Origin of the sequence: Microbacterium invictum, from assembly GCF_034421375.1 — a bacterium.
Taxonomy (GTDB): domain Bacteria; phylum Actinomycetota; class Actinomycetes; order Actinomycetales; family Microbacteriaceae; genus Microbacterium; species Microbacterium invictum_A.
The window spans coordinates 576,426-597,974 of record NZ_CP139779.1; the positions used below are offsets into that span (position 1 = coordinate 576,426).

Below are 21,549 nucleotides of genomic sequence, written 5' to 3' on the forward strand. Positions count from 1 at the left end.
CGTCACCCGCCAGGTCGGGGTCGTGCGGGCTTTTCGCCCGGGAAGCCTGCACGACCCCGACACGGGCGTCTACGCTGAGCGACGTGCGCAACGTCGGTGTCGTCGCACCGGGTCGCCCGTGTCAGCGATGAGGTCACGGACGGTCGATCGTGCGACCGGCTTCTGGATCGTCGCCGCCGTCTTCCTCACGACGACGGCGTACTCGACCGTGCCGACTCCGCTCTACCCCCTCTACGAGCAGCGCGACGACTTCCCGGTGAGCCTCGTCACCGTCATCTACTCGTCCTACGCGGTCGGGGTGATGCTGAGCCTGTACCTCGTCGGCCACATCAGTGACCGACGAGGTCGGCGTCCCGTCATGGTGGTGGCGGTGGCCATCTCGGCGCTGTCCGCGGTGATGTTCCTCGTGTGGCCCGAGTCGGTCGGCCTGATCGCGGCACGTCTGGTGAACGGCGTGAGCATCGGTGTCGTGTCGGCCGCAGCAACGGCTTATCTCGGCGAGCTGCGTGCGCTCGCGCGACCCCGGGAGGACCCCGTCCTCGCGACCGCGATCGCGGGAGCGGCCAACCTCGGGGGCCTCGCCCTCGGGCCGCTGATCGGCGGGCTGTGCGCCGAGTTCCTCCCCGATCCGCTCGTCGCGCCGCATGTCGCCTTCCTGATCCTGCTCGTCGCCGAGGCGTTCGTCCTGCTGACCGTTCCCGAGACCGTGCCTGTTCGACCCGGGGGTGAGCGGTTCCGCCTGCCGCGGCTCTCCATTCCGCGGGCCAACCGCTCGGTCTTCCTCATGGCCGCTTTCGGGGCCTTCGCCGGCTTCGCCGTGTTCGGTCTGTTCAGCTCGCTGATTCCCACGTTCCTCGCCGGGACGTTCGGCGACCGCGATCATCTGCTCGCGGGGGTCGCGGTGTTCGCGATCTTCGCCTCGTCGGCGACCGGTCAGCTCGCCCTCATCCGCTCCTCCCTCCGGACGCAGCTGACGATCGCGACGGTCGCGTGCGGTGTCGGACTCGGCATGGTGGCGATCGGTGCGGTCCTCCCGCAGGTGGTGCTCTTCCTCGGCGGCGGCGTTGTCGCAGGGCTCGGGGTGGGCGTGCTCTTCCGCGGTGCCATCGCCACGGCCCTCGCGGTCGCCGAACCCGGCCGCTCCGGCGAGACGCTGGCCCTGCTCTTCCTGATCGCCTACGCCGGTCCGGTCATCCCGGTGCTGCTGGTCGGAGCGGCTCTCGCGTTCTTCCCGCCCGTCGTGGTGCTCCTGGTGTTCGCCGCGGCGGTGCTGGCGGCGACGGTGGTGGCGGGGACCGTGATGCGTCGGCGGGCGTGACTCACGAGGCCGGGAGCGGCGAGCCGACCCGCAGCAGATTGCCGTCGGGGTCGACGAGGGCGAACTCGACCAGGCCGTAGTCGGTGCGGGTGGGTGGCGTGATGCGGTGGCCGGTCGATGCGTCGGGGACGACGTGCGGGCGCCATTGCGCGAACAGCGCCTCGGCATCGTCGACGTAGAGGTAGCACATGCTCGCGGTGGTGAGCGGGTCGAGGTCGAGGTCCTCGGAGAAGTGCAGCGCGACGTCGCCCCGCGTGAGGATCAGGTAGTGCCACTCCTCCGGAGGCCGCGAGCTGCGGTCTTCGAAGCCGAGCGACGCGTAGAACCGCAGGGTTCGTCGCAGATCGCGGCTGAGGAGGATGGGGACCGCCGTTTCGCGCACACTGCCACGGTACTCCGCGCTCGCGCGCCCGCGCCCGCGCACTCCCCCCACGCCACCCCGTCCCCACCTCATCGCGACCCGTCGAAGGATGCGGCCTCGGGCCGTTCCCGGCCGCATCCATTGACGGCTCGCGGGAAGAAGCGCGCGAGGGAGTCTCGGCTGCGACGCCGCCCCGTCGCTGTCGCGGGCGCGAGCGGGATCCCGCCGCACGCGATCCGGCGGCGACCCGTCAGAAACTGCGGCCCGGCGGGCCCTCAGGCAGCACTTCTTGACGGGTCGCGGAGCGAGTGCGCCACATCGTGCGGCTCCTCCGGGCAGAACCCCGCGCGCTCACGTGAGAAGGCCCCCGGACCGCGGTCCGAGGGCCTTCCCCGTGGTGAGGGTTACTCGCCGGCGGGCGTCCGGCGGCGGAGGGCGAACAGCACGCCTCCCGCGACCAGCAGCAGCGCCGCGCCCAGGGCGGCGCCGAGCGGCAGCTCCGCGCCGGTGACGCCGAGCTGACCAGCGGTCGAGCCCGTGCCCGAACCGCTGCCCGTGCCCGAGCCGCTGCCCGCGCCGGTGCCCGGGGTCGAGCCGCCGTCGCCGCCACCGGGAGCCGGGGTCTCACCCACGACCGCGCGGCCGAGGGGAGCGGGCTCGACGACTTCGAACTCCTCGAAGTACGCCACGGATGCTGCGAGGTCGACCTGACCGGAGTCGGTGACGTTCGTGCCCTCGGCCAGGGTGAAGAAGTTGTCTCCACCCGCCGCGAGGAACGAGTTGGTCACGATGGTGAACTCGTCGTCGGCGCCGATCGCCTCGCCGTTCAGCGACATCGACAGGATTCGCGAGCCGGCGGCGGCGTTCGGGTCGTAGACGTACGAGAAGCCCTCCGAGACACCCAGGTGCAGCTTCGGACGCGACGAGCCCTCGGGCTGCCACTGCTCCTCGAGCACCTGCTCCAGCTGCGCACCCGTCAGGGTCAGCGTCACGAGGGTGTTCGCGAACGGCTGCACGTTGGCGACGTCACGGTACGTGACGGTGCCGTCTTCGCCGTACAGCAGGTCGGCGCGGAGCCCGCCCGGGTTCATCAGCGCGATCTGGGCCGGGGTGCCGGCGTACGACTCGTTCGAGGTCGCCCACAGGTACATGTCGGCCACGAGGTTGCCGAGCGACGACTCCACACCGCGGTCGTCACCCGGCGGGGTCCCGCCGCGGACGATGTCAGCCGTGATGGATCCGACCTCGACGCTGCCGAGCTCGTCGGCCACCTCGACGGCGTCGGCGACGATCGCCTCGACCTCGGGGTCGGCGGCGAAGAGCGGCGCGTCGTCCTCGCCGACGAGCGGAACGAGCGATCCGCCGATCGAGACGAGTTGACCGGTGGCCGAGTCGACGGAGATGTCGAGCTTTCCGAGCATCGTGCCGTACTGGTTGGCCTGGATGACCGGCCGCTCGGTGCCGGCGACGCCGTTGACCGGCACCTCGCACGCGTACGGCTGGTGAGTGTGACCAGAGACGATCGCGTCGATCTCGGCCGATGCGCCGGTGATGAGCGCGGCGTAGTCGCTGCCGCCCTGCGCGATGGTGGCGCAGTCCTCGGTCGGCGCACCGTCGTGGGTGAGCAGCACGATCACGTCGGCGGCATCCGTCTCGGTGATCTCGGCCGCGACACGGTTGGCCGCTTCGAGCTGATCGCCGAACTCGATCTCGGTGATGCCCGCGGGGCTCACCAGGGTCGCGGTGTCGGCGGTGACGGTGCCGATGAAGGCCACCCGCACACCGTCGACCTCTTCGACGACGTACTCCTGCAGCGCCGGCTCGTCGGTGCCCGCGAGGTACACGTTCGCGCCTAGCGCGTACGGAGCCCCGGCGACCTCGTCGCCCTGGCCGTAGCGAGGGATGACCCGGTCGACAAGGTCGGCGAAGCCGGCGTCGAACTCGTGGTTGCCCACGGCTCCGAGGTCGAGACCCGCCTCGACCAGCGCGTCGATCGTGGGGTTGTCCTGCTGGATGAATGACGTGAACGTCGAGGCGCCGATCATGTCGCCGGACGAGACGAACAGCGTGTTGGGGTTCTCCGACTCGAACTGCGACACCGCACCCGCGATGACCGCAGCGCCGGCTTCGCCGTTGGCGAAGTTCGGCTCGAGGCGACCGTGGAAGTCGTTGATCGTCAGCACCTGCACGTCGGTCGTGGTGTCGAGGGTGGAGTCCACCGAGTAGACGGTGGTCGTCCCCGAGACCTCGTTGCCGACCGCGAGGAGCGGAGCGCCGGTGGGGGAGTCCTCGGCGGAGACGAAGGCGATGCCCTCGGGGCCGAGGTCGCCCGCCGCGGCGAGGCCTGCGGCATCCGTCGCGTCCTCACCCGACACCGAGAAGTCGCGGTTGTTGAGGTAGGTGACGAACGAGGCATCCGTGGGGCTGCTCAGATCGAAGACCATGATGCCGCCGACGCGCTCGAGGCCGACGAACGCGTAGGGGACGCCGTCGATCTCGCCGACCGTGACGCTCTCGGGCTCGGGGCCCTTGGCGTCACTGCGCGTGTCGAACTCGGACGCGCCGTGGTCGGAGTTGAAGTTCGCCGGGAGGAGGTCGGCCGTGATCTGCTCGAAGGCGTCACCGGAGTCCCAGACGAGCTCACCCGAGGTGTCCCAGATCGAGAACGACCGGGCGCCGTAGGAGTACAGCTCCTCGTAGCAGCCCGCGTCCTCGTTGAAGCCGTCCTCCCGCGACACGGCCAGGCGACCGAGGTCGGCCGCGCCGGTCAGCGAGGCGAGGGGGCTGTCGGCGCACACGGGGCCGAGACCATCCTCGGCGAGGCTGCCCACGCGCGACTCGTCGATGTAGTCGCCCCACTCGCGGACGTCGCCCTCGTTCGCCGTGACGAGGTACGTCGCGCCGCCGGCGGTGTACGAGTCGATGGCGTCGGGCATGTACATGCCGTTCAGGCCCGGGTAGGTGTCGATGTTGACGGCGGGGCCCTCGGCGGCGCCGTCGCGGTCGCTGGCGTCCAGGCCTGCCCCGTCGACGCCGTGGTCCTTGGTGCCGAGCGGCACGATCGCCGACACGGTCGCCGACGCGAGGTCGACGACGGCGAGCGAGTTCGCCTCCTGCAGCGTGACGTAAGCGGTGGTGCCGTCGACGGTGATGTACTCGGGCTCGAGGTTGCGGCTCACCGGCAGGTCGCCGGCCGGGTTCGGCCCGAACACGCGCACACCCTCGGGGAGGGTCATCGACCCGCCCTCTTCGAACTCGTTGAAGTCGGCGGTGGCGACATCGTCGGCCGTCGGCGCGGTCACCGTGTCGGGAAGGCTCACCACGCTGATCGATCCCTCGGGGTCGATCGCGAAGTCGTCGGAGGGCTCTCCCTCGTTGGCGGCGACGGCGTACTGCCCGTCGGCCGAGATGGTCACCATGTCGGGGAGCGCCCCGACGGTCACCGATCCGAGGATGGTCGACCCGGCGGCGTTCGCGTCGAAGAACAGCAGCGAGCCCGGGTCGGTCTTCACCGGCGCTTCGAGGGCGATGACGCCCAGCCCGTCGTCGCGGACGGTGACGGAGTTCGCCACACCGGTCCCGGCGATCTCGAACTGCTTGGTGATCGCGGTCGGGTCGGAGTAGTCGAGCACGTCCACGGTCGCCGCCTGGGCGTTGACGACGAAGAGACGGTCGCCGTACGTGGCGACGATCTCGGCGGCGCCCTCGTCGAAGACGCCGGTTTCGTACGAGCCGAGCGGCGTGAGCGACAGCGCTGCGTCGTCGGCGGAGGTGGTGATCGGATCGGAGACGATGGCGCCGAACGCCGCGCCCGGCGCGAGCGCCAGGGAGCAGGCGACGGCCGCCGCGGTCAAGCCGGCCGCGGCGCGTCGATGAGATGAAGGCATGAATGTCCTCAGGTCGGGCGTGCCGGGGCGCACGCTTCTCGTTTCTAACCACGGCACGTTTCGAGCAGGTGAATCAGCCGGAAACAGGCTGATACCCAGTAGACCTCGTAAATACATGGATGTCCATCTAAAATGATCACTGTGCCAATGACGGCACGGAAGGAGGCGACGGATGTCGCAGACGATCAGCCCTCAGGCAAGCGAATCGCCCTCGCGGCCGCGACCGGTCGCCATGACCGCGGATGACCGCGCCGCCATCCTGGACGCGGTGCGCGACTTCGCCGCGACGGAGATCGCCCCTCACGCGCTGGACTGGGACGAGAGCAAGCACTTCCCGCGCGACGTTCTCGCCCGTGCAGGCGAACTCGGGCTCGGCGGACTCTACGTCGCGGAGGACGTCGGAGGCACAGCGCTCGCCCGCGTCGACGCCGTCGCGATCGTCGAGGAGCTCGCCCAGGCCGACCCCGCCATCGCGGCCTACATCACCATCCACAACATGGTCGCGTGGATGATCGACACCTACGGCACCGCTGCGCAGCGCGAGGAATGGCTCCCGCGCCTGACCGCCATGACCGACTTCGGCGGGTACTGCCTCACCGAGCCGGGCGCCGGCTCGGACGCGGCAGCGCTGACCACGAGCGCCGTCCGCCAGGGCGACGACTACGTCCTCACCGGGGTGAAGCAGTTCATCTCGGGTGCGGGCGAGGCATCCGTCTACGTCGTGATGGCGCGCACCGGCGACCCGGGGGCGAGGGGCATCACCGCCTTCCTCGTTCCCGGCGATGCGCCCGGCCTTTCGTTCGGGGCGAACGAGAAGAAGATGGGCTGGAACGCCCAGCCCACGCGTCAGGTGATCCTCGACGAGGTGCGCGTGCCCGCCGCGAACGTGCTCGGAGAGGTGGGCCGCGGGTTCCGCATCGCGATGACGGCGCTCAACGGCGGGCGCATCAACATCGCCGCGTGCTCGCTCGGCGGGGCGCAGTGGGCGCTCGATCGCGCGATCCGGTACGTCCACGAGCGCTTCACGTTCGGCGAGCCGCTCGCCGAGAAGCAGGCCGTCGTGTTCGCGCTGGCCGACATGGCGACCGAGCTCCGCGCCGCCCGGGCGATGGTGCGCGACGCCGCGCTGGCGGTCGACCGGCAGGCCGCGGATGTGGCCATGCAGTGCGCGATGGCCAAGCGATTCGCCACCGACGTCGGGTTCCGCGTCGCCAACGACGCCCTCCAGCTCCACGGCGGGTACGGCTACCTGCACGACTACGGCATCGAGAAGGTCGTCCGCGACCTGCGGGTGCATCAGATCCTCGAGGGGACCAACGAGATCATGCGCGTCATCATCGGTCGCGAACTGCTGGAGGGATGACGGTGCGCGTCGCTTTTCTCGGACTCGGCCACATGGGCGCGCCGATGGCACGCAACCTCGCCGTCGCCGGCCACGACGTCATCGGGTTCGACGTGTCTCCCACCGCGCGCGCGGGCGCGGCCGAGGGCGGGATGCCGGTGGCGGAGACGGCGCACGAGGCCGTGGCCGCGGCATCCGTCGTCGTCACCATGTTCCAGACCGGCCGCCAGGTCATCGACGCGTACGCCGGCACGGACGACGGTGACGGGCTGCTCGCCGCCGCCCCCGCCGGAACGCTCTTCATCGACTGCTCCACGATCTCGGTCGAGGACGCCCGCGCCGCGCACGGACTCGCCGAGGCGGCCGGTCACCGAGCGCTCGACGCGCCGGTCTCGGGCGGAGTGGTCGGCGCCGAGAACGCCACCCTCGCGTTCATGGTCGGGGGGAGCGAAGAGGACGTCGCCGCCGCGGAACCGCTGCTGTCGACGATGGGGCGCCGCGTGGTGCACTGCGGGGGGCCGGGCCTCGGGCAGGCGGCGAAGGTGTGCAACAACATGATCCTCGCCGCGTCGCAGATCGTCGTCGCGGAGGCGTTCGTGCTCGGGGAGCGGCTCGGCCTCAGCCACCAGGCGCTGTTCGACGTCGCCTCGAACGCGTCGGGGCAGTGCTGGGCGCTCACCACGAACTGCCCCGTCCCCGGGCCGGTGCCCACGAGCCCGGCCAACCGCGACTACCAGCCGGGGTTCGCCGGCGCGCTCATGGCGAAGGACCTCGGCCTTGCCGCCGACGCGATCGCCCAGACGGGTGTCGACGCCCGCGTCGGACTGCTCGCCCGTGATCTGTACCGCGCATTCGCAGATGGCGCCGGGGCCGGGCAGGATTTCTCCGGGATCATCACGATGATCCGATCCGGCAGCGACGATCCTGGAGGACGAGGATGACCGAGTACGAGACGATCCTGGCCGAGACCCGCGGACGCGTGGGGTGGGTCACGCTGAACCGCCCGAAGGCTCTCAACGCCCTGAACACCACCGTGATGCGCGAGATCGTCGATGTGACGACCCGCTGGGATGCCGACGACCGCATCGGTGCGATCGTCGTCACCGGCTCGGAGCGGGCCTTCGCCGCCGGCGCCGACATCAAGGAGATGGAGGAGAAGTCGGGGCTCGAGATGCTCATGACCGACCACTTCGGCGGCTGGGCACGTTTCGCGGCGCTGCGCACTCCGGTGATCGCCGCCGTCTCGGGCTACGCCCTCGGAGGCGGGTGCGAACTGGCGATGATGTGCGACATCATCCTCGCCGCCGACACCGCGGTGTTCGGCCAGCCCGAGGTGAATCTCGGCGTGATCCCCGGCATGGGCGCGACCCAGCGGCTCGTCCGCGCCGTCGGGCCCTACAAGGCCGCCGAGCTGATCCTGTCGGGGCGGAACATGGGCGCCGACGAAGCCGAGCGTGCGGGGCTGGTGTCGCGCGTGGTCCCGGCATCCGATCTGCTCGCCGAGGCGACCGCGCTCTCCGACCAGATCGCGTCGAAGTCGTTGCCGTCGCTCTACGCGGCCAAGGCGGCGCTGGATGCTGCGCAGGAGACCTCGCTCGCCGAAGGTCTGCGTTTCGAGCGGCAGGCCTTCGCTGCCCTGTTCGACACCGTCGACCAGAAGGAGGGCATGCGTGCGTTCCGTGAGAAGCGATCGGCGGAGTTTCAGAACCGGTGAGCTACAGCGGATCGGGGGTCGGGCGAGGGTCGTCGAAATCGCCGGCCGCGCGCCGCATGCGGGCGATGATCGACACGAGCTCGTCGGTGTCGTCGGCGCTCAGGCCCGGCTCGGAGAAGACCTGGGCGTTGAGGGCGGCGGTCGCGCGCTCGGCGAGGTCGCGACCGGCGTCGGTCAGCACGACGAGCGTCGCCCGGCCGTCGACGGGGTGCGGCTCGCGACGGACGTACCCGTCGGCCTGCAGGCGGTCGACCGTGTTCGTCACGCTCGTGGGGTGCACCTGCAAGCGGGCCGAGGCCGAGGCCATCGGCATGCGCCCCGCGCGGCTGAAGCTCAGCAGGGTCAGCAGCTCGTACCGGGCGAACGTCAGGTGGAACGGCCGGAGCGCCGTATCCACCCGCGCGAGCATCAGCTGCTGGGCCCGCATGATCGAGGTGACCGCGGTCATGCCGGCAGCGGCATCCGTCCAGCCGTGCGCCAGCCACTGGCGTTTGGCTTCGGCGATCGGATCGACCGGCAGACGACGGGCCACGGCGGCTCCTTCCCGTTCCCACGGTACCGGGATCCCGGCCCCGAGCCCCGCTGCCCGCGGCACCCGCGGCAATAGACTCGACCAGACGGACAAGGAGGCTCCATGAAGATCGTGGTGCTGATCAAAGAGGTGCCCGACACGTGGGGGGATCGGAAGCTCAGCCTGGAGACCGGGCTCACCGAACGCGACGCCAGCGACCGCGTTCTGGACGAGATCTGCGAGCGCGCCCTCGAGGTGGGTCTTTCGTACGCGGACGCGCATGAAGGAACCGACGTGGTCGTGCTGTCGATGGCCTCCGAGGCATCGACCGCGACGGTGCGCAAGGGACTCGCGATGGGCGCCGCGTCGGCCGTGCAGGTGGTCGACGGCGACCTCCTCGGCGCCGACATGGGACTCACGGCCGAGGTGCTCGCTGCGACGCTGCAGCGCATCGGCTTCGATCTCGTCATCGCCGGCAACCTGTCCACCGACGGGTCGGGCGGGATGATCCCGGCGATGGTGGCCGAGATCCTGGATGTGCCGAGTGCCACGAACCTCACGTCGGTGGAGATCTCCGACGGAGCGGTCGAGGGCGTTCGGCTGAGCGATGCCGGATCGATGCGGGTGCGCGCCGAACTGCCCGCCGTGGTCTCCATCACCGAGGCGCTTCCCGACGCGCGGTTCCCGAACTTCAAGGGCATCATGGCGGCCAAGAAGAAGCCGTTCGAGACGCTCGGTCTCGCCGATCTGGGCCTCGACGCCGCTGATCCCGAGGCGTCGCGCTCGATCGTGATCTCGCTGGCCGAGCGGCCGCCGCGCGAGGCCGGCGTGAAGATCGTCGACGAGGGCGACGCCGGGCAGAAGCTCGCGGACTTCCTCGCAGAGAACCGGCTGGTGTGAGGGCGTGATGGCTGAATACGCGGATGACGCGGTCCTGGTCCTGCTGGATGTGATGCCCTCGGGCGAGCTCGCCAAGAGCGCCGCGGGGCTCGTCGGTGCTGCGGCGTCGGTCGGAACCCCGGTGGCGCTCGTGGTGACGGACGACGGTGACGCGGCAGCGGCTGCCGCCGCTGCGCTCGGCGCGGGGACCGTGCTGGTCGCGGCGCCCGGCGACGGGCTCTCGGTGCCGATCGTCGACGCGCTCGCCGCGGCGGCGGCAGAGGTCCGGCCCGATGCCGTGCTGATCTCGCACTCCGTCGAGGGGCGGGAGGTCGCGGGGCGGTTCGCGGCCCGCACCCGCTCGGGCCTCTGCGCCGACGCGGTCGGGGTCTCGCGCGACGCCGAAGGCGTCCTCTCCCACCACTCGGTCTTCGGCGCGGCCTACAACGTCGACGCGTCGGTCACGTGGGGAGCCCCCGTCATCACGGTGCGGCAGGGTGCGATCGAGGCGCGCGCCGAGGCCGTGGCGATGCCGGTCGTCGTGACGCTGACGGTCTCCGCGTCCGGTCGGCGCGCGGCATCCGTCCTCTCGGTCGAAGAGGCCGTGGCAGTGTCGAGCCGGCCGGAGCTCCGCGGGGCGACGAAGGTCGTCTCGGGAGGCCGCGGTCTCGGGTCGGCGGAGAAGTTCGCGCTCGTGGAGCAGCTCGCCGACGTCCTGGGGGCGGCGGTGGGCGCGTCGCGCGCCGCGGTCGATGCCGGCTACGTGCCGCAGTCGTACCAGGTCGGGCAGACCGGTGTCTCGGTCTCACCGCAGCTGTATGTCGCTCTCGGCATCTCGGGCGCCATCCAGCACAAGGCGGGAATGCAGACGGCGAAGACGATCGTCGCGATCAACAAGGACGGCGATGCCCCGATCTTCGGCATCGCCGACTTCGGCGTCGTCGGCGACCTGTTCACCGTCGTGCCGCAGCTCATCGAGGCGCTCGAGGCGAAGAAGAGGGCGTAACGGATGGCGACCTACGCGCGGAGCGTGCGCCGCGGCCTGCCCCGGGTCATCGGCGGCGACCCCTGGCCCCCGGCCGGTGAGGCGTCCCCGGTCGTTGAGCGAGCGCAGCGAGTCGAAACGCCCGCCGACCCGCCGGTCGTTGAGCGAGCGGAGCGAGACGAAACGCCTGAGGCGACGGGCCTTGGCGGAGTGCGGGTGCGTCGTGGCCTGCCGCGGGTGCCGGGCGGTGAGCCGTGGCCACCGGTCGGTGAGGTGCGTGTCGTCCCGGGCGCTGCGCGCCCTCGCGGGGCGACCGAGGCCGCCGCACCCTCTCCGGTCGCCCCGCGAGCGCAGCGAGTCGAAACGCCCGCCCACTCGTCAGAAAACGTCGCCCCTGCGGCATCCGAACCGCAGAATGTGACGGATGGCGGCGGAGTGCGGGTGCGCCGTGGCCTGCCGCGGGTGCCGGGAGGCGAGCCGTGGCCGCCGGCGGGCGAGGCGCGTTTCGTCTCGGGCGCTCCGCGCCCTCGCGGGGCGACCGAGCCCTCCGCACCGTCCCCGGACGCCCCGCGAGCGGAGCACGTCGAAGCGCCCGCCGCGGCCGCCGACCCGGTCGCCCCGCGAGCGGAGCGAGACGAAACGCCCGCCGCACCGGCTGTAGCGACGACGCCCGCCGTCGACACCGGCCCGCGACCCCCGCTGCCGTTCACCCCGACGGTGTTCCCCGGTGCCGCGGCATCCGTCCGTCCCGCGCCGCCCACCGAACCACGCCGCATCGGCCCGTACACCCCGGTCCAGTGGGTCGGGGTCGCCGCCGTCGGCGGCGTCACGCTGCTGGTCGCCGCAGGCCTCGTCGTCGTGATGGTGCGCTTCCTCCTCAGCGTTCCGCCCCTCCAGGGATTCGTCACGCAGTTCCCCGGTGAGTACCACCTGCCCGAGGGGGCACCGGTCGGCATCCCCGCGTGGCTCGGCTGGCAGCACTTCTTCAACGTCTTCCTGATGGTGCTGATCATCCGCACAGGGCTCCAGGTGCGGACCGAGAAGCGGCCCACCGTCTTCTGGAGCCCGAAGGGCAACAAGCGCCGCAAGATCAGCCTGAACCTGTGGCTGCATCAGGCGCTCGACGTGCTGTGGGTGACCAACGGCCTCGTCTACGTCGTGCTGCTGTTCACCACCGGTCAGTGGGTGCGCATCGTGCCGACGAGCTGGGAGGTCATCCCCAACGCCGTCAGCGCGGGCCTGCAGTACCTCTCGCTCGACTGGCCGACGGAGAACGGCTGGGTCAACTACAACTCGCTCCAGCAGCTGGCCTACTTCGCGACCGTGTTCATCGCTGCGCCCCTGGCGATCATCACCGGGGTGCGCATGAGCGGGTTCTGGCCGAAGAACGCCGAGCGCCTGAATCGGCTCTACCCGGTCGAATGGGCCCGGAAGGTCCACTTCCCGGTGATGCTCTACTTCGTGGTGTTCATCATCTTCCACGTCACGCTGGTCTTCGCCACCGGTGCCCTGCGGAACCTCAACCACATGTACGCCGCGCAGGGCTCGGTCGACCCGAACGCCTACGCGGACAACTGGGCGGGGCTCCTCATCTTCACCCTGTCGCTCGGCGTCATCGTCGCCGGGTGGGTCGCCGCGCGCCCGCTCGTCGTGGCTCCGATCGCGCGCCTCTTCGGCACGGTCAAGAGCCGCTGAGCGGGAGCGGGCGCGCACCCGGGGGATAACCCCCGGAGAAGAGTCCGGATGCCTCGGGCGCGCCGGAACGGCGGCAGTTCTACCGTGGGTGACATGACCACAGCTCCTCTGTCCCCTGCCGCACCGCGTGAGGCCCCGGCCCCGGCGCCTGCGCGGCCCGCGAAGACGCGATCGCAGATCGCCTCGCCCTCGCGCATCGCCTTCGCGATCGCCCACCTCGCGGCGCTCGGCGTGATCGGCTCCGCCGTGTTCGGGTTCCTCTTCTCGCTCCTCGGCCTCGGCCTCGGCCTCCTGCTCGTCATCGGCATCGGGCTGATCTTCCTCGTCGGCCTCGTCTACGTGCTGTTCGCGCTCGGGTGGCTCGAGACCGCGCGCGTGGACGGGCTCTACCGCTTCGGCCTCACTCCGCGGCGCCTGCGCCGCAGCGGCCGGCCGGGCTTCGGCGGATGGATCCGCTCCCTCGGTCAGCAGGCGATCGACCCGGGGATGTGGCGGGCCATCGCGCACCTCGCCGTCGCGACCCTGCTCGGCGGGATCGTGCTCTTCCTCTTCCAGGCGATTGCGAGCGGCATCGTCTTCACTTTCAGCCCGCTCTTCGCCGACGACGGTGTGCTCCAGCTCTTCGGCACGGGACTCGTGGTCGCCAGCGGCTGGGCCGTGCTCGCCGGCATCCTCGTCGTCGTCCTCGCGGCGGCCGGCATCGTGGGCCTTGCAATCCTGCACGGCGTACTCGCCCGGGCGATCATGGTGCCCTCCCGCGAGGCGCAGCTTGCCGAGGAGGCCCGCACCTCGAACGCGCAGCGCGCCGGTGCGGTCCGCGCGGCCGACCTCGAGCGCACCCGCATCGAGCGCGACCTCCACGACGGCGTCCAACCGCGACTGGTCTCGGTAGGGATGACCCTCGGCCTTGCCCAGCAGAAGCTCGACACCGACCCGGCGGCGGCCAAAGAGCTCATCGCCGAAGCGCACACGTCCACGAAGGCCGCCATCACCGAGCTCCGACAGCTCGCCCGCGGCATCCACACCTCGGTCCTCGACGACAGGGGTCTCGACGCCGCCCTGTCCGCTCTCGCGGCGCGCTCGGTGGTGCCGGTGCAGCTGGACGTCCGGATGGACGGGCGCTGTTCCCGGGATGCCGAGGCGGCGGCCTACTTCGCCATCGCCGAGGCGCTGACCAACGCCGCCAAGCACGCGCGGGCATCGGAATGCCGCGTCGTCGTACGGCTCCGCGACGAACCTCAGACCGGCTCGCGCACCCTGTGGGCCCGGGTCGAGGACAACGGTGTCGGTGGCGCGCAGATCATCGCCGGCGGCGGCATCGACGGCATCATCAACCGCGTCCTGGCGGCCGGCGGCACCGCACGCCTGGACAGCCCCATCGGCGGACCGACCTCGGTGGAGGTGAACATCCCATGCGCGTCCTGATCTGCGAAGACTCCACGCTCCTGCGCGAGGGCCTCAGCCGGCTCCTCGCCGACGCCGGACACGAGATCGTCGCCGCTCTTCCCGACGCCGAGCACCTCGACGACACCGTCGACGAGGTGGCCCCCGACCTCTGCATCCTCGATGTGCGGCTGCCGCCGACGTGGTCGGACGAGGGGATCCGCGCAGCCCTGTCGCTGCGGGCACGGCTCCCGCAGCTGCCGGTGCTCGTCCTCTCGCAGTACGTGGAGGAGCGCTACGCCGCAGACCTCATCGCCGCGAGCGGCGGGGCGCTCGGCTACCTGCTGAAGGACCGGGTGGCAGACGTCGGGGAGTTCCTCGACGCGGTCGGCCGGATCGGGGAGGGGGCCACCGTGCTCGACCCCGAAGTGGTCGCGCAGCTGCTGGCCCGACGTCGCCGCGACGAGCGGATGCAGCGGCTCACCGACCGCGAGTCCACCGTGCTGGCGCTCATCGCCGAGGGGCGGTCGAACCAGGCCATCGCCCGGACCCTCCACGTCAGCGAGGGGAGCGTCGAGAAGCACATCACCGCGGTCTTCCAGAAGCTCGACCTCGAACCCGACGACTCCGGCAACCGCCGGGTGCTCGCCGCCCTCGCCCATCTCGAACACGGCAGCCCCGCCGCCCCCGCACCCCGTCCGCAGAGCGGACCCGCCCAGACAGGAACGAACCGATGAGCACCGTCTCTCCTCCGCCGCCCGACGCGGCACAGCCCGTCCCGCCCACCGCGCCGGGGGCTCCTGAGCGCCCCACCGGCTCCGCCGCTCCCCGATCCGCCGCGCCCCGCGTGGTCGCGACCGTCGTCGGAGCGTTCGGCGCCCTGGTCATCCTCGGCTCGCTCGGTTCCGCCGCAGTCGGGACCGCTGCGGCGGCCGTCAGCGGCGGGGGGAGCAGCGACGGCGGCTCCACGACCGTCGACACCACCGGGGTGACCGAGATCGACACCGAGGTGGGGGCGGGGAGCCTGCGGATCGAGTTCGCCGACGTCGACCAGGCCACCCTCGACGTCACCGGCGCGTGGGGTGCCGACCAGTGGACCCTCGAGCGCGAGGAGGACACGATCCGGGTGTCGTCGCCCGACCGATGGTGGGGCGGGTGGATGTTCGGCGACCGCTCGGAGGCGGTGCTGACGCTCCCCGATGCCCTCGAGGGGATCGACGCAGATCTCACGACGAACGCTGGAGACCTCCGCGTCGTGGACGGCGACTTCGGCGAACTCGATCTCGAGCTCGGCGCCGGCAGCATCGACATCACCGGATCCGCCCGCTCGCTGGACGCGACGGTGTCGGCCGGTCAGGCCGACCTCGAGCTGTCGGATGTCGCCGAGGCCGACGTGTCGGTCAGTGCGGGCGACATGGATCTCGTGCTCACCGGCAGCCAGCCGAGCGGAATGACGTTCGACGTCAGCGCCGGACGGGTGACGGCCACCGTCCCCGAGGGCGAGTACGACATCACCTCCGAGGTCTCGGCCGGCGACTTCGACAGCGGCATCGGTTCGACCCCGGGTGCCCGAAGCACCGTCGAGGTGAGCGTCACCGCCGGTCAGGTGGAGCTGCGCGCCGGCTGAGCATCGCCCGGCGCGGGCGTATCGCCCGGCCCCGGCGCACCGGGACCGCCGAGGGGTTCGCCACCGGCACGGCCGGCGGCGAACCCCTCGGCGTAGGCCTCGTCGGCCCCGAGGCGGAACATGTCGCGCTCCCACGGGCGGACGATGGAGCGGGCACCCGGCAGGTCGAGGTCGCCCACCAGGTCGCCGCGCCCCCGGACGACGGCGACGGGCCTGCGGCCCACCTTTCCCTTCACCAGATCCGCCGCAGCGCACAGTTCGTCGGCGACGCACGGCATCGTCACCGCGAGCGGCCGACCCTCGGCATCCGTCGTCCCCCTCAGATCTTCGAAGACGGCCACACCGCCGGCGCCGATGGCGTGGTCGGTCTGGCCCTCGCGCCACGCGCGACCCAGGGTGTCCGAGACGAGGACGCCCACGCGCACGTCGAGGCGCTCTCGCAGACCGGCTGCCAGCATCCTCGCCGAGCGGTCGGGGTCTTCCGGGAGCAGCAGCACCGTGCCCTCCGGGGTGTTGGACGCATCCACCCCGGCCGCCGCGGCGATGATCCCGAGCCTGTTCTCGACGATCCGCGTCACGTGTCCGCTCGGCGCCTCGCGGCGGGCGACGACCCGGACGGTCTCGGTGGTGATGGCGTCTTCGCGGTCATCCGCGAGCACGAACCGGCCCTCGGCCTTCGACACGATCTTGGAGGTGACGACCACGATGTCGCCGTCCCGCAGAGTGTCGGCGGCCGCGGCCCCGATGATGGCGACGAGATCGTCACCGGCGGTGATCTCGGGGATCCCCTCCAGGGCCCAGACGCTCAGCACGGCCGCGTCAGCGGACGAACCGGACCTCGGTGAGCGTCTCGCCGAGGAAGGGCTCGGTGTGCGAGGCGCCGTCGAGGGCGAAGCCGTTGCGCTCGTAGAAGCGGTGCGCCCGGGGGTTGTCTTCGGCGACCCAGAGGTACAGCGGCTCGCCGTCCTCGACCGCGGCGTCGAAGAGCTTCTGGCCGATCCCCCGACCGTGGTACGCGTCGAGGAGGTAGATGAAGTACAGCTCGCGGTTGCGGGGGGCGTCCTTATCGCGGGCCGGACCCGAACCGACGAAGCCGACGATCTCGCCGTCGACCAGCGCTGCGCTCATCTTGAACTCGGGGCCCTGCACGGCCCAGTGGGTCCACAGCTCTGCCAGCCGGCGCGGCGAGATCTTCTCCAGCGCCGCCTTGCTGATCACGTGGTCGTAGGTCTCATGCCAGCACGTGGCGTGCACCTGGCCGAGAGCGACGGCGTCGACGTCTCGTACCGGCCGCACCACGACATCCGTTCGCAGTTCAGCGTCCATGGCCAGACTCTACGCGCGGGTTCCGACGTCGCGAAATCGAGCGGAGCGCCAGCGCAGAACTGTCGATCGCGCACAACCGAATCGCCCCATCGACCGTTCCTGGCTACCATCCGAAACCGTGAACGTCCTCTGGCGCACCCTCCTCGTCCACCTCTTCGCGCGACTGCGCCTCCGGCGGGAGGGGTGGCTGAGTTTCCAGGACGTCGGCCGCATCCGATTGACCACCCTGCCGACCGACATCGACGTGCTGCGCCACATGAACAACGGGCGCTACCTTTCGCTGTTCGACCTCGGCCGATGGGACCTTCTCGTCCGAACCGGGATGGTCGACGCGATGCGTCGGCACGGCTGGTACGGGGTGGTCTCGAGCGAGACGATCACCTTCCGCAAGTCCCTCGAGCTCTGGCAGCGCTTCGAGCTGCAGACCCGGATGCTCGGCCACGACGATCGGGCGCTCTATCTCGAGCACCGGGCCCTCGTGCACGGCGAGATCTACGCCCGCGCGATAATCCGCATCCGGATGCTCAAGCGCTCGGGCGGCACCCTGTCCCACGAGGAGCTGTTCGCGGCGGTCGGTCGCCCCGAGGGGATGCCGGACGTCGAACCCTGGGTGCACGACTGGGCCGCGGCGTCCGCTCTGCCCTCCACCCGCCAGCCCGCGCCCAGCGACTGGGGCTGATCCCGGTCACTCCTCGGGCTCGGGGACGATCGTCAGCCCGCCGGGCGAGTTCGCCGACTTGGACAGCGCGTCCAGCCACGCGGGGTTGAGCTTGGGCAGGCGACTGCCGAAGTACTCGAACGCCACCGGGATGTTCGGGCTCAGCCACACCGAGGTGCGGCCCATGCCGTTGCGGGTGGGGTCGGTCCAGGTGAAGGAGAACTGCTCGCCACGGCGGAGCTTCGACCACACCACGGCCTGCAGGTGCGCGAGGACACGGTCGTCCAGCGCGACGGTCAGTTTGGAGTCGTAGGTCAGAGTTCCCATCCTGACCAGCGTAATCTGCCGCGGGGCCCTGTCGATCGATTCCGAGGCGTACCGGGATGGGCGTCGCATTATAGGCATGCCTTACCCGTTTGTCTGGTGTTGCTCGGAATCGGCATACTTGTGAGCCTGAGACACATGGATCCCTGTGCAACCCTCGCCACCGAGTTGCGCGCGGCCGTGCCCGCCGGCGGACTCTCCATAGAGTTCCAGCCGCTCTTCGACCTCGAGGGGTCGGGTCAGCCAGACCTGCCCGTCGCCGTGGAAGCGCTCTGCCGCTGGCATCATCCCCGATTCGGCACGATCTCGCCCGTGCACTTCATCCCGCTCGCCGAGTCCCACGGCATCATCGCCGATCTCGGCGCCGCCGTGCTCACACGCGCCGGCACGCAGGTCGCCGCCTGGCAGCAGGCCGGCCATCACCTCGGCCTGTCGGTCAACGCCTCGCCGTCGGAGTTCTCGGCCGCCTGGGTCGACACGGTCGCCGAGCGCGCCGCCGACCTCGGCCTGTCGACGGGCAGCCTCACCATCGAGATCACCGAGTCTCCCGCTCCCCAGCTCCTGCCGAGCGTGCTGGCCGTGCTCGAGCGGGCGCGGGAGGCGGGCCTCGGGCTGTCGATCGATGATTTCGGAGCGGGCGACACCACCGCCACCATGCTCGACGCGCTGCCCCTCACCGAGGTGAAGATCGACCGGTCGCTGACCCAAAGGTCCGACGCCGACGCGGATGCCGCGGTGGACGCGATCGTCGCGCAGGCGGCCCATCACGGCTGGACGGTAGTCGCCGAGGGCATCGAGACCGAAGACGATCTCGACCGCGCTCGCCGACGCGGGTGCCACCTCGGTCAGGGGTTCCTGCTCGGAAAGCCGATGCCCGCCGCCCAGCTGACGGCGCTGCTGTCGGCCTGACCGGGCCGATCGTGGGGCGTCTGTCGAGTCAGATGCCGCTGTAGTCGTCGATCACGATCTCGGCCTCATCGTGAGCCGGGCCGGCGCCGTGGTCGGAGGGCACCTCGATCTGCGTCCAGGTGACGGGCATGCCCGGGGAGAACAGGATGTCGATGCCCGGACCCCCGCGCAGCGGCGGGATGTTCACGTAGCCGCCGCCGGCCTTGATCGCGTCGAGGATCTTCCCCTTCAGTTCCGTGACCGGGTCGGGAAGGAAGTAGTCACGCCCGTCGACGGTGAGTCGGTTCACGATGGCCATCCCTCCAGCGTACGGGACCGTCCGCGGACGAACGTAGGATCGACAACGATGGGTACCTTGCACTATGGCGCGCCTTCGGTCGCCGTTCCGATCGACGACCGCACGCTCGCACACCTCGAGCTCGTGATCGTGGCCAAGCTCCGCCGGCGCGAGAGCACGTCGCTGGCGGTCATCGACGACGACACCAAGCGGCGACAGGCGCTGTGGCTCTCGCCGGCGATCACGCTCCGCTTCGAATACGACGGGCCGATGCCCGAGATCAACAAGGCCTGGTTGCAGGACCTCGTGGACTCGGCCAATTCGCCCGGCGGCCTGCGCCTGCTGCCCGAACCCGGCTGAGCGCAGGCGGAGCCTCAGCGCGAGACGCGCCCGCGACCCGACCGCTTCGCGCGGTACATCGCCGCATCCGCCGCCTCGAGGAGCTCCGAGGCCGTCGGCCGCTCGGAGGCCGCGACCACACCAGCCGATCCCGTGACGCTGATCGTGAGGTCCTCGACGACGACCGGCTCGGTCAGGGCGAGGAGAGCCCGTTCGGCGATCGCGTGCGCTGCCGCGACGTCCACCTCGCGGCAGATGAGGAGGAACTCGTCGCCGCCGAACCGGACGACGACGTCCTCGGCGCGGGCGCTGTGGGTGAGGCGCTTGCTGACAGCCACGAGCACCGCGTCCCCGACCTCGTGCCCGTGGGTGTCGTTGACGGACTTGAAGTCGTCGAGATCGACGAAGATCATCGCCACGCCCGACTCCGTCTCGCGGAGGAGCTCGTCCAGTCGGTCATCGAGGAAGCGCCGGTTGTTCAGGCCGGTGAGCGGGTCGTGGAAGGCGAGTTCGGCGAGTTCGGCCTCGTTGCGCCGGTCCATCGCCGCCCGGATATCGAGCGCCAGCTCCTCGGCATCCTTGATCAGATCGCCCCAGGGGAGGCTCCGCCCCGTGACGCTCTCCTTCCACGCCGAGAACGACCGACGCGGCGACAGCGGGTGGTCGCGGTTGTCGGCGGTCTGATCGCCGAGCCACTCCACCTCTCGTGTCACCTCTCCGCGGACGAACACCAGGCAGTCGCCCTCCGCCCCGAGCGAGACGCTGAGAAGTCCGGCCACGCCGGGGATCTCGACGGCGAGCTCGGGGTGATCGATGGGCAGCGACTCGGAGCAGAACGGGGCGGTGCCGAGATCGTCGATCACCGCACCGAGGAGCTCGGGCTCGGGCACGTCGCCGATGGCGCGGGCCACACCGCCCAGGCGCAGGTAGGCACCGTCGGCCGGCACGGCGTCGAGCACGGTCTTCGGTCCGTCGAGAAGGGCCGCGTGCACGTCGAGGGCGCCGTACAGCGGCGCCACGACCGCCGAGCGACGCTCGCGGGCGGTCAGCTGGCGGCGGAGCTCGTCGATCTGCCGGGCGGCGGTGAGCTGCATCGTGACCTGGCTGGCCAGCACCTCCAGCGACCGCCGCAGCAGGATCGGCACCCGCCGCACCGTGCGGTGCGCGCAGGTGAACATGCCCACGAGCTGATCGCCGGCGACGAGGGCGAACGAGACCGTCGCGGCCTGGCCCATGTTCCTCATGAACTGCAGGTGGTGCGGAGAGACGGCGCGCAGCTCAGTGGTCGTGAGATCGAGCGGGCCGAGCTCGGGCAGAAGGGTCACGAGCGCCTTGCCGCCGTCGTGGGTGTCGACGATCGCGCGCGACCGCTTCTCCAGATAGAGGGCGCGCGCCTGCGGCGGGATGTCGGATGCCGGGAAGTGCAGCCCCAGGTAGGGCTCCATGTCGGGTTCGCGCTCGTCGGCGACGATCTCGCCGTGGCCGTCGTCGAAGAAGTCGTAGCACATCACCCGGTCGAAGCCGGTGATGGCCTTGATCTCGGCGGCCGCGCGACGCCGCAGCTCGGTGGCGTCGGTGATCCCCGCGAGGCGCTGAATGGCGGTGACGACGCCGGTGCGCACGTACTCGAGATCGGGAACGGTCGGTTCGAGCTCGATGATGACCGGGTCGCTGTCGCGGTGCACGATCGCGTCGTGCTCCACTCCGTTGAAACCCACCCGGATCGGATCGATGGCGACGCCGTGCGCGTACGCATCGCGCAGCCGGTCGTCGCCGATCTCGGCGATCGGACGCCCGAGGGCGTCGGCGGCGTCGTCGCTGGCGACCACGACCGTGTCCGTCTGCGCATCGACGGCCAGCAGGGTGCCGAAGGACTGGATGCGACCGGGAGTGGCCAGGGGTTCGGCCGAGCACTCCCGAAGACGCAGGCGTTCGTCGGGGTCCCAGAGGCTCTCGGACGACGTCGTCGGTGTGGTGTTCATCGGGGGCCCCTTTCCTCGCGCGAGGGCCCGCC

The 21,549-nt window shown here is 71.0% G+C and carries 21 protein-coding genes; 13 read left to right on the top strand and 8 right to left on the bottom strand.

Going from position 1 to position 21,549, the window contains the following annotated elements; genetic code table 11:
* The first annotated feature begins 127 nt into the window (after positions 1–127).
* On the top strand, positions 128–1,318 hold the full coding sequence (locus T9R20_RS02810) for an MFS transporter (protein WP_322411045.1): 1,191 nt from the start codon (positions 128–130) through the stop codon (positions 1,316–1,318).
* Position 1,319: 1 nt separating this feature from the next.
* Here T9R20_RS02810 and T9R20_RS02815 read toward each other — a convergent pair whose 3' ends face one another.
* A complete protein-coding gene (locus T9R20_RS02815) occupies positions 1,320–1,700 on the bottom strand; it encodes a VOC family protein (protein WP_322411046.1) in 381 nt (126 codons plus the stop codon).
* Between the two features lie 383 nt (positions 1,701–2,083).
* Positions 2,084–5,566 (bottom strand): choice-of-anchor I family protein, encoded by a 3,483-nt coding sequence (locus tag T9R20_RS02820; protein WP_322411047.1) that lies wholly within the window; start codon positions 5,564–5,566, stop codon positions 2,084–2,086.
* A 172-nt stretch (positions 5,567–5,738) separates the two neighbouring features.
* Between T9R20_RS02820 and T9R20_RS02825 the strand changes: the two genes are divergently transcribed.
* From T9R20_RS02825 to T9R20_RS02835, 3 genes are read left to right on the top strand one after another with little or no spacing between them, the layout of a single operon-like run.
* The gene (locus T9R20_RS02825) at positions 5,739–6,929 is read left to right on the top strand and encodes an acyl-CoA dehydrogenase family protein (protein WP_322411048.1); all 1,191 of its coding nucleotides are present in this window, start codon (positions 5,739–5,741) and stop codon (positions 6,927–6,929) included.
* Entirely contained in the window at positions 6,926–7,849 is a 924-nt protein-coding gene (mmsB, locus tag T9R20_RS02830) for a 3-hydroxyisobutyrate dehydrogenase (RefSeq protein ID WP_322411049.1), read from the top strand. Before T9R20_RS02825 ends, mmsB begins: the two co-directional genes overlap by 4 nt.
* Positions 7,846–8,622, top strand: a complete 777-nt coding sequence (locus T9R20_RS02835) for an enoyl-CoA hydratase-related protein (protein ID WP_322411050.1) — start codon at positions 7,846–7,848, stop codon at positions 8,620–8,622. Before mmsB ends, T9R20_RS02835 begins: the two co-directional genes overlap by 4 nt.
* Position 8,623: 1 nt before the next feature.
* On the opposite strand, the gene T9R20_RS02840 is transcribed toward T9R20_RS02835, so the two are convergent.
* The gene (locus T9R20_RS02840) at positions 8,624–9,154 is read right to left on the bottom strand and encodes a MarR family transcriptional regulator (protein ID WP_322411051.1); all 531 of its coding nucleotides are present in this window, start codon (positions 9,152–9,154) and stop codon (positions 8,624–8,626) included.
* Between the two features lie 102 nt (positions 9,155–9,256).
* On the opposite strand from T9R20_RS02840, the gene T9R20_RS02845 reads away from it, so the two are divergent.
* From T9R20_RS02845 to T9R20_RS02870, 6 genes are all read left to right on the top strand, one after another.
* On the top strand, positions 9,257–10,033 hold the full coding sequence (locus T9R20_RS02845) for an electron transfer flavoprotein subunit beta/FixA family protein (RefSeq protein ID WP_322411052.1): 777 nt from the start codon (positions 9,257–9,259) through the stop codon (positions 10,031–10,033).
* 7 nt (positions 10,034–10,040) lie between these two features.
* Positions 10,041–11,018: an electron transfer flavoprotein subunit alpha/FixB family protein gene (locus T9R20_RS02850; RefSeq protein WP_322411053.1), complete on the top strand. Its 978-nt coding sequence runs from the start codon at positions 10,041–10,043 to the stop codon at positions 11,016–11,018.
* A 420-nt stretch (positions 11,019–11,438) separates the two neighbouring features.
* Positions 11,439–12,692, top strand: coding sequence for a cytochrome b/b6 domain-containing protein (locus T9R20_RS02855; RefSeq protein ID WP_322411054.1), 1,254 nt, complete (start codon positions 11,439–11,441; stop codon positions 12,690–12,692).
* 93 nt (positions 12,693–12,785) lie between these two features.
* Positions 12,786–14,117, top strand: a complete 1,332-nt coding sequence (locus tag T9R20_RS02860; RefSeq protein ID WP_322411055.1) for a sensor histidine kinase — start codon at positions 12,786–12,788, stop codon at positions 14,115–14,117.
* A complete protein-coding gene (locus tag T9R20_RS02865; RefSeq protein ID WP_322411056.1) occupies positions 14,105–14,812 on the top strand; it encodes a response regulator transcription factor in 708 nt (235 codons plus the stop codon). Before T9R20_RS02860 ends, T9R20_RS02865 begins: the two co-directional genes overlap by 13 nt.
* Entirely contained in the window at positions 14,809–15,702 is an 894-nt protein-coding gene (locus tag T9R20_RS02870) for a DUF4097 family beta strand repeat-containing protein (RefSeq protein WP_322411057.1), read from the top strand. The genes T9R20_RS02865 and T9R20_RS02870 overlap by 4 nt, the downstream gene beginning before the upstream one ends.
* Here T9R20_RS02870 and cofE read toward each other — a convergent pair.
* Complete coding sequence (cofE, locus tag T9R20_RS02875; RefSeq protein WP_322411058.1) at positions 15,678–16,514, bottom strand: coenzyme F420-0:L-glutamate ligase; 837 nt, start codon at positions 16,512–16,514, stop codon at positions 15,678–15,680. The genes T9R20_RS02870 and cofE overlap by 25 nt on opposite strands.
* A 7-nt stretch (positions 16,515–16,521) precedes the next feature.
* On the bottom strand, positions 16,522–17,028 hold the full coding sequence (locus T9R20_RS02880; RefSeq protein WP_322411059.1) for a GNAT family N-acetyltransferase: 507 nt from the start codon (positions 17,026–17,028) through the stop codon (positions 16,522–16,524).
* Between the two features lie 118 nt (positions 17,029–17,146).
* On the opposite strand from T9R20_RS02880, the gene T9R20_RS02885 reads away from it, so the two are divergent.
* Positions 17,147–17,707, top strand: a complete 561-nt coding sequence (locus tag T9R20_RS02885) for an acyl-CoA thioesterase (RefSeq protein ID WP_322411060.1) — start codon at positions 17,147–17,149, stop codon at positions 17,705–17,707.
* A gap of 6 nt (positions 17,708–17,713) precedes the next feature.
* On the opposite strand, the gene T9R20_RS02890 is transcribed toward T9R20_RS02885, so the two are convergent.
* Positions 17,714–18,013 carry an ATP-dependent DNA ligase gene (locus tag T9R20_RS02890; protein WP_322411061.1) on the bottom strand — a complete coding sequence of 100 codons (300 nt, stop codon included), beginning with the start codon at positions 18,011–18,013 and terminating at the stop codon, positions 17,714–17,716.
* Between the two features lie 135 nt (positions 18,014–18,148).
* On the opposite strand from T9R20_RS02890, the gene T9R20_RS02895 reads away from it, so the two are divergent.
* Positions 18,149–18,919 (top strand): EAL domain-containing protein, encoded by a 771-nt coding sequence (locus T9R20_RS02895; RefSeq protein WP_322411062.1) that lies wholly within the window; start codon positions 18,149–18,151, stop codon positions 18,917–18,919.
* Positions 18,920–18,947: 28 nt separating this feature from the next.
* Here T9R20_RS02895 and T9R20_RS02900 read toward each other — a convergent pair whose 3' ends face one another.
* Entirely contained in the window at positions 18,948–19,217 is a 270-nt protein-coding gene (locus tag T9R20_RS02900; protein WP_322411063.1) for a hypothetical protein, read from the bottom strand.
* A 48-nt stretch (positions 19,218–19,265) separates the two neighbouring features.
* Between T9R20_RS02900 and T9R20_RS02905 the strand changes: the two genes are divergently transcribed.
* A complete protein-coding gene (locus T9R20_RS02905) occupies positions 19,266–19,556 on the top strand; it encodes a hypothetical protein (protein WP_322411064.1) in 291 nt (96 codons plus the stop codon).
* A gap of 14 nt (positions 19,557–19,570) precedes the next feature.
* On the opposite strand, the gene T9R20_RS02910 is transcribed toward T9R20_RS02905, so the two are convergent.
* The gene (locus T9R20_RS02910; RefSeq protein WP_322411065.1) at positions 19,571–21,517 is read right to left on the bottom strand and encodes a diguanylate cyclase domain-containing protein; all 1,947 of its coding nucleotides are present in this window, start codon (positions 21,515–21,517) and stop codon (positions 19,571–19,573) included.
* Positions 21,518–21,549: the final 32 nt, after the last annotated feature.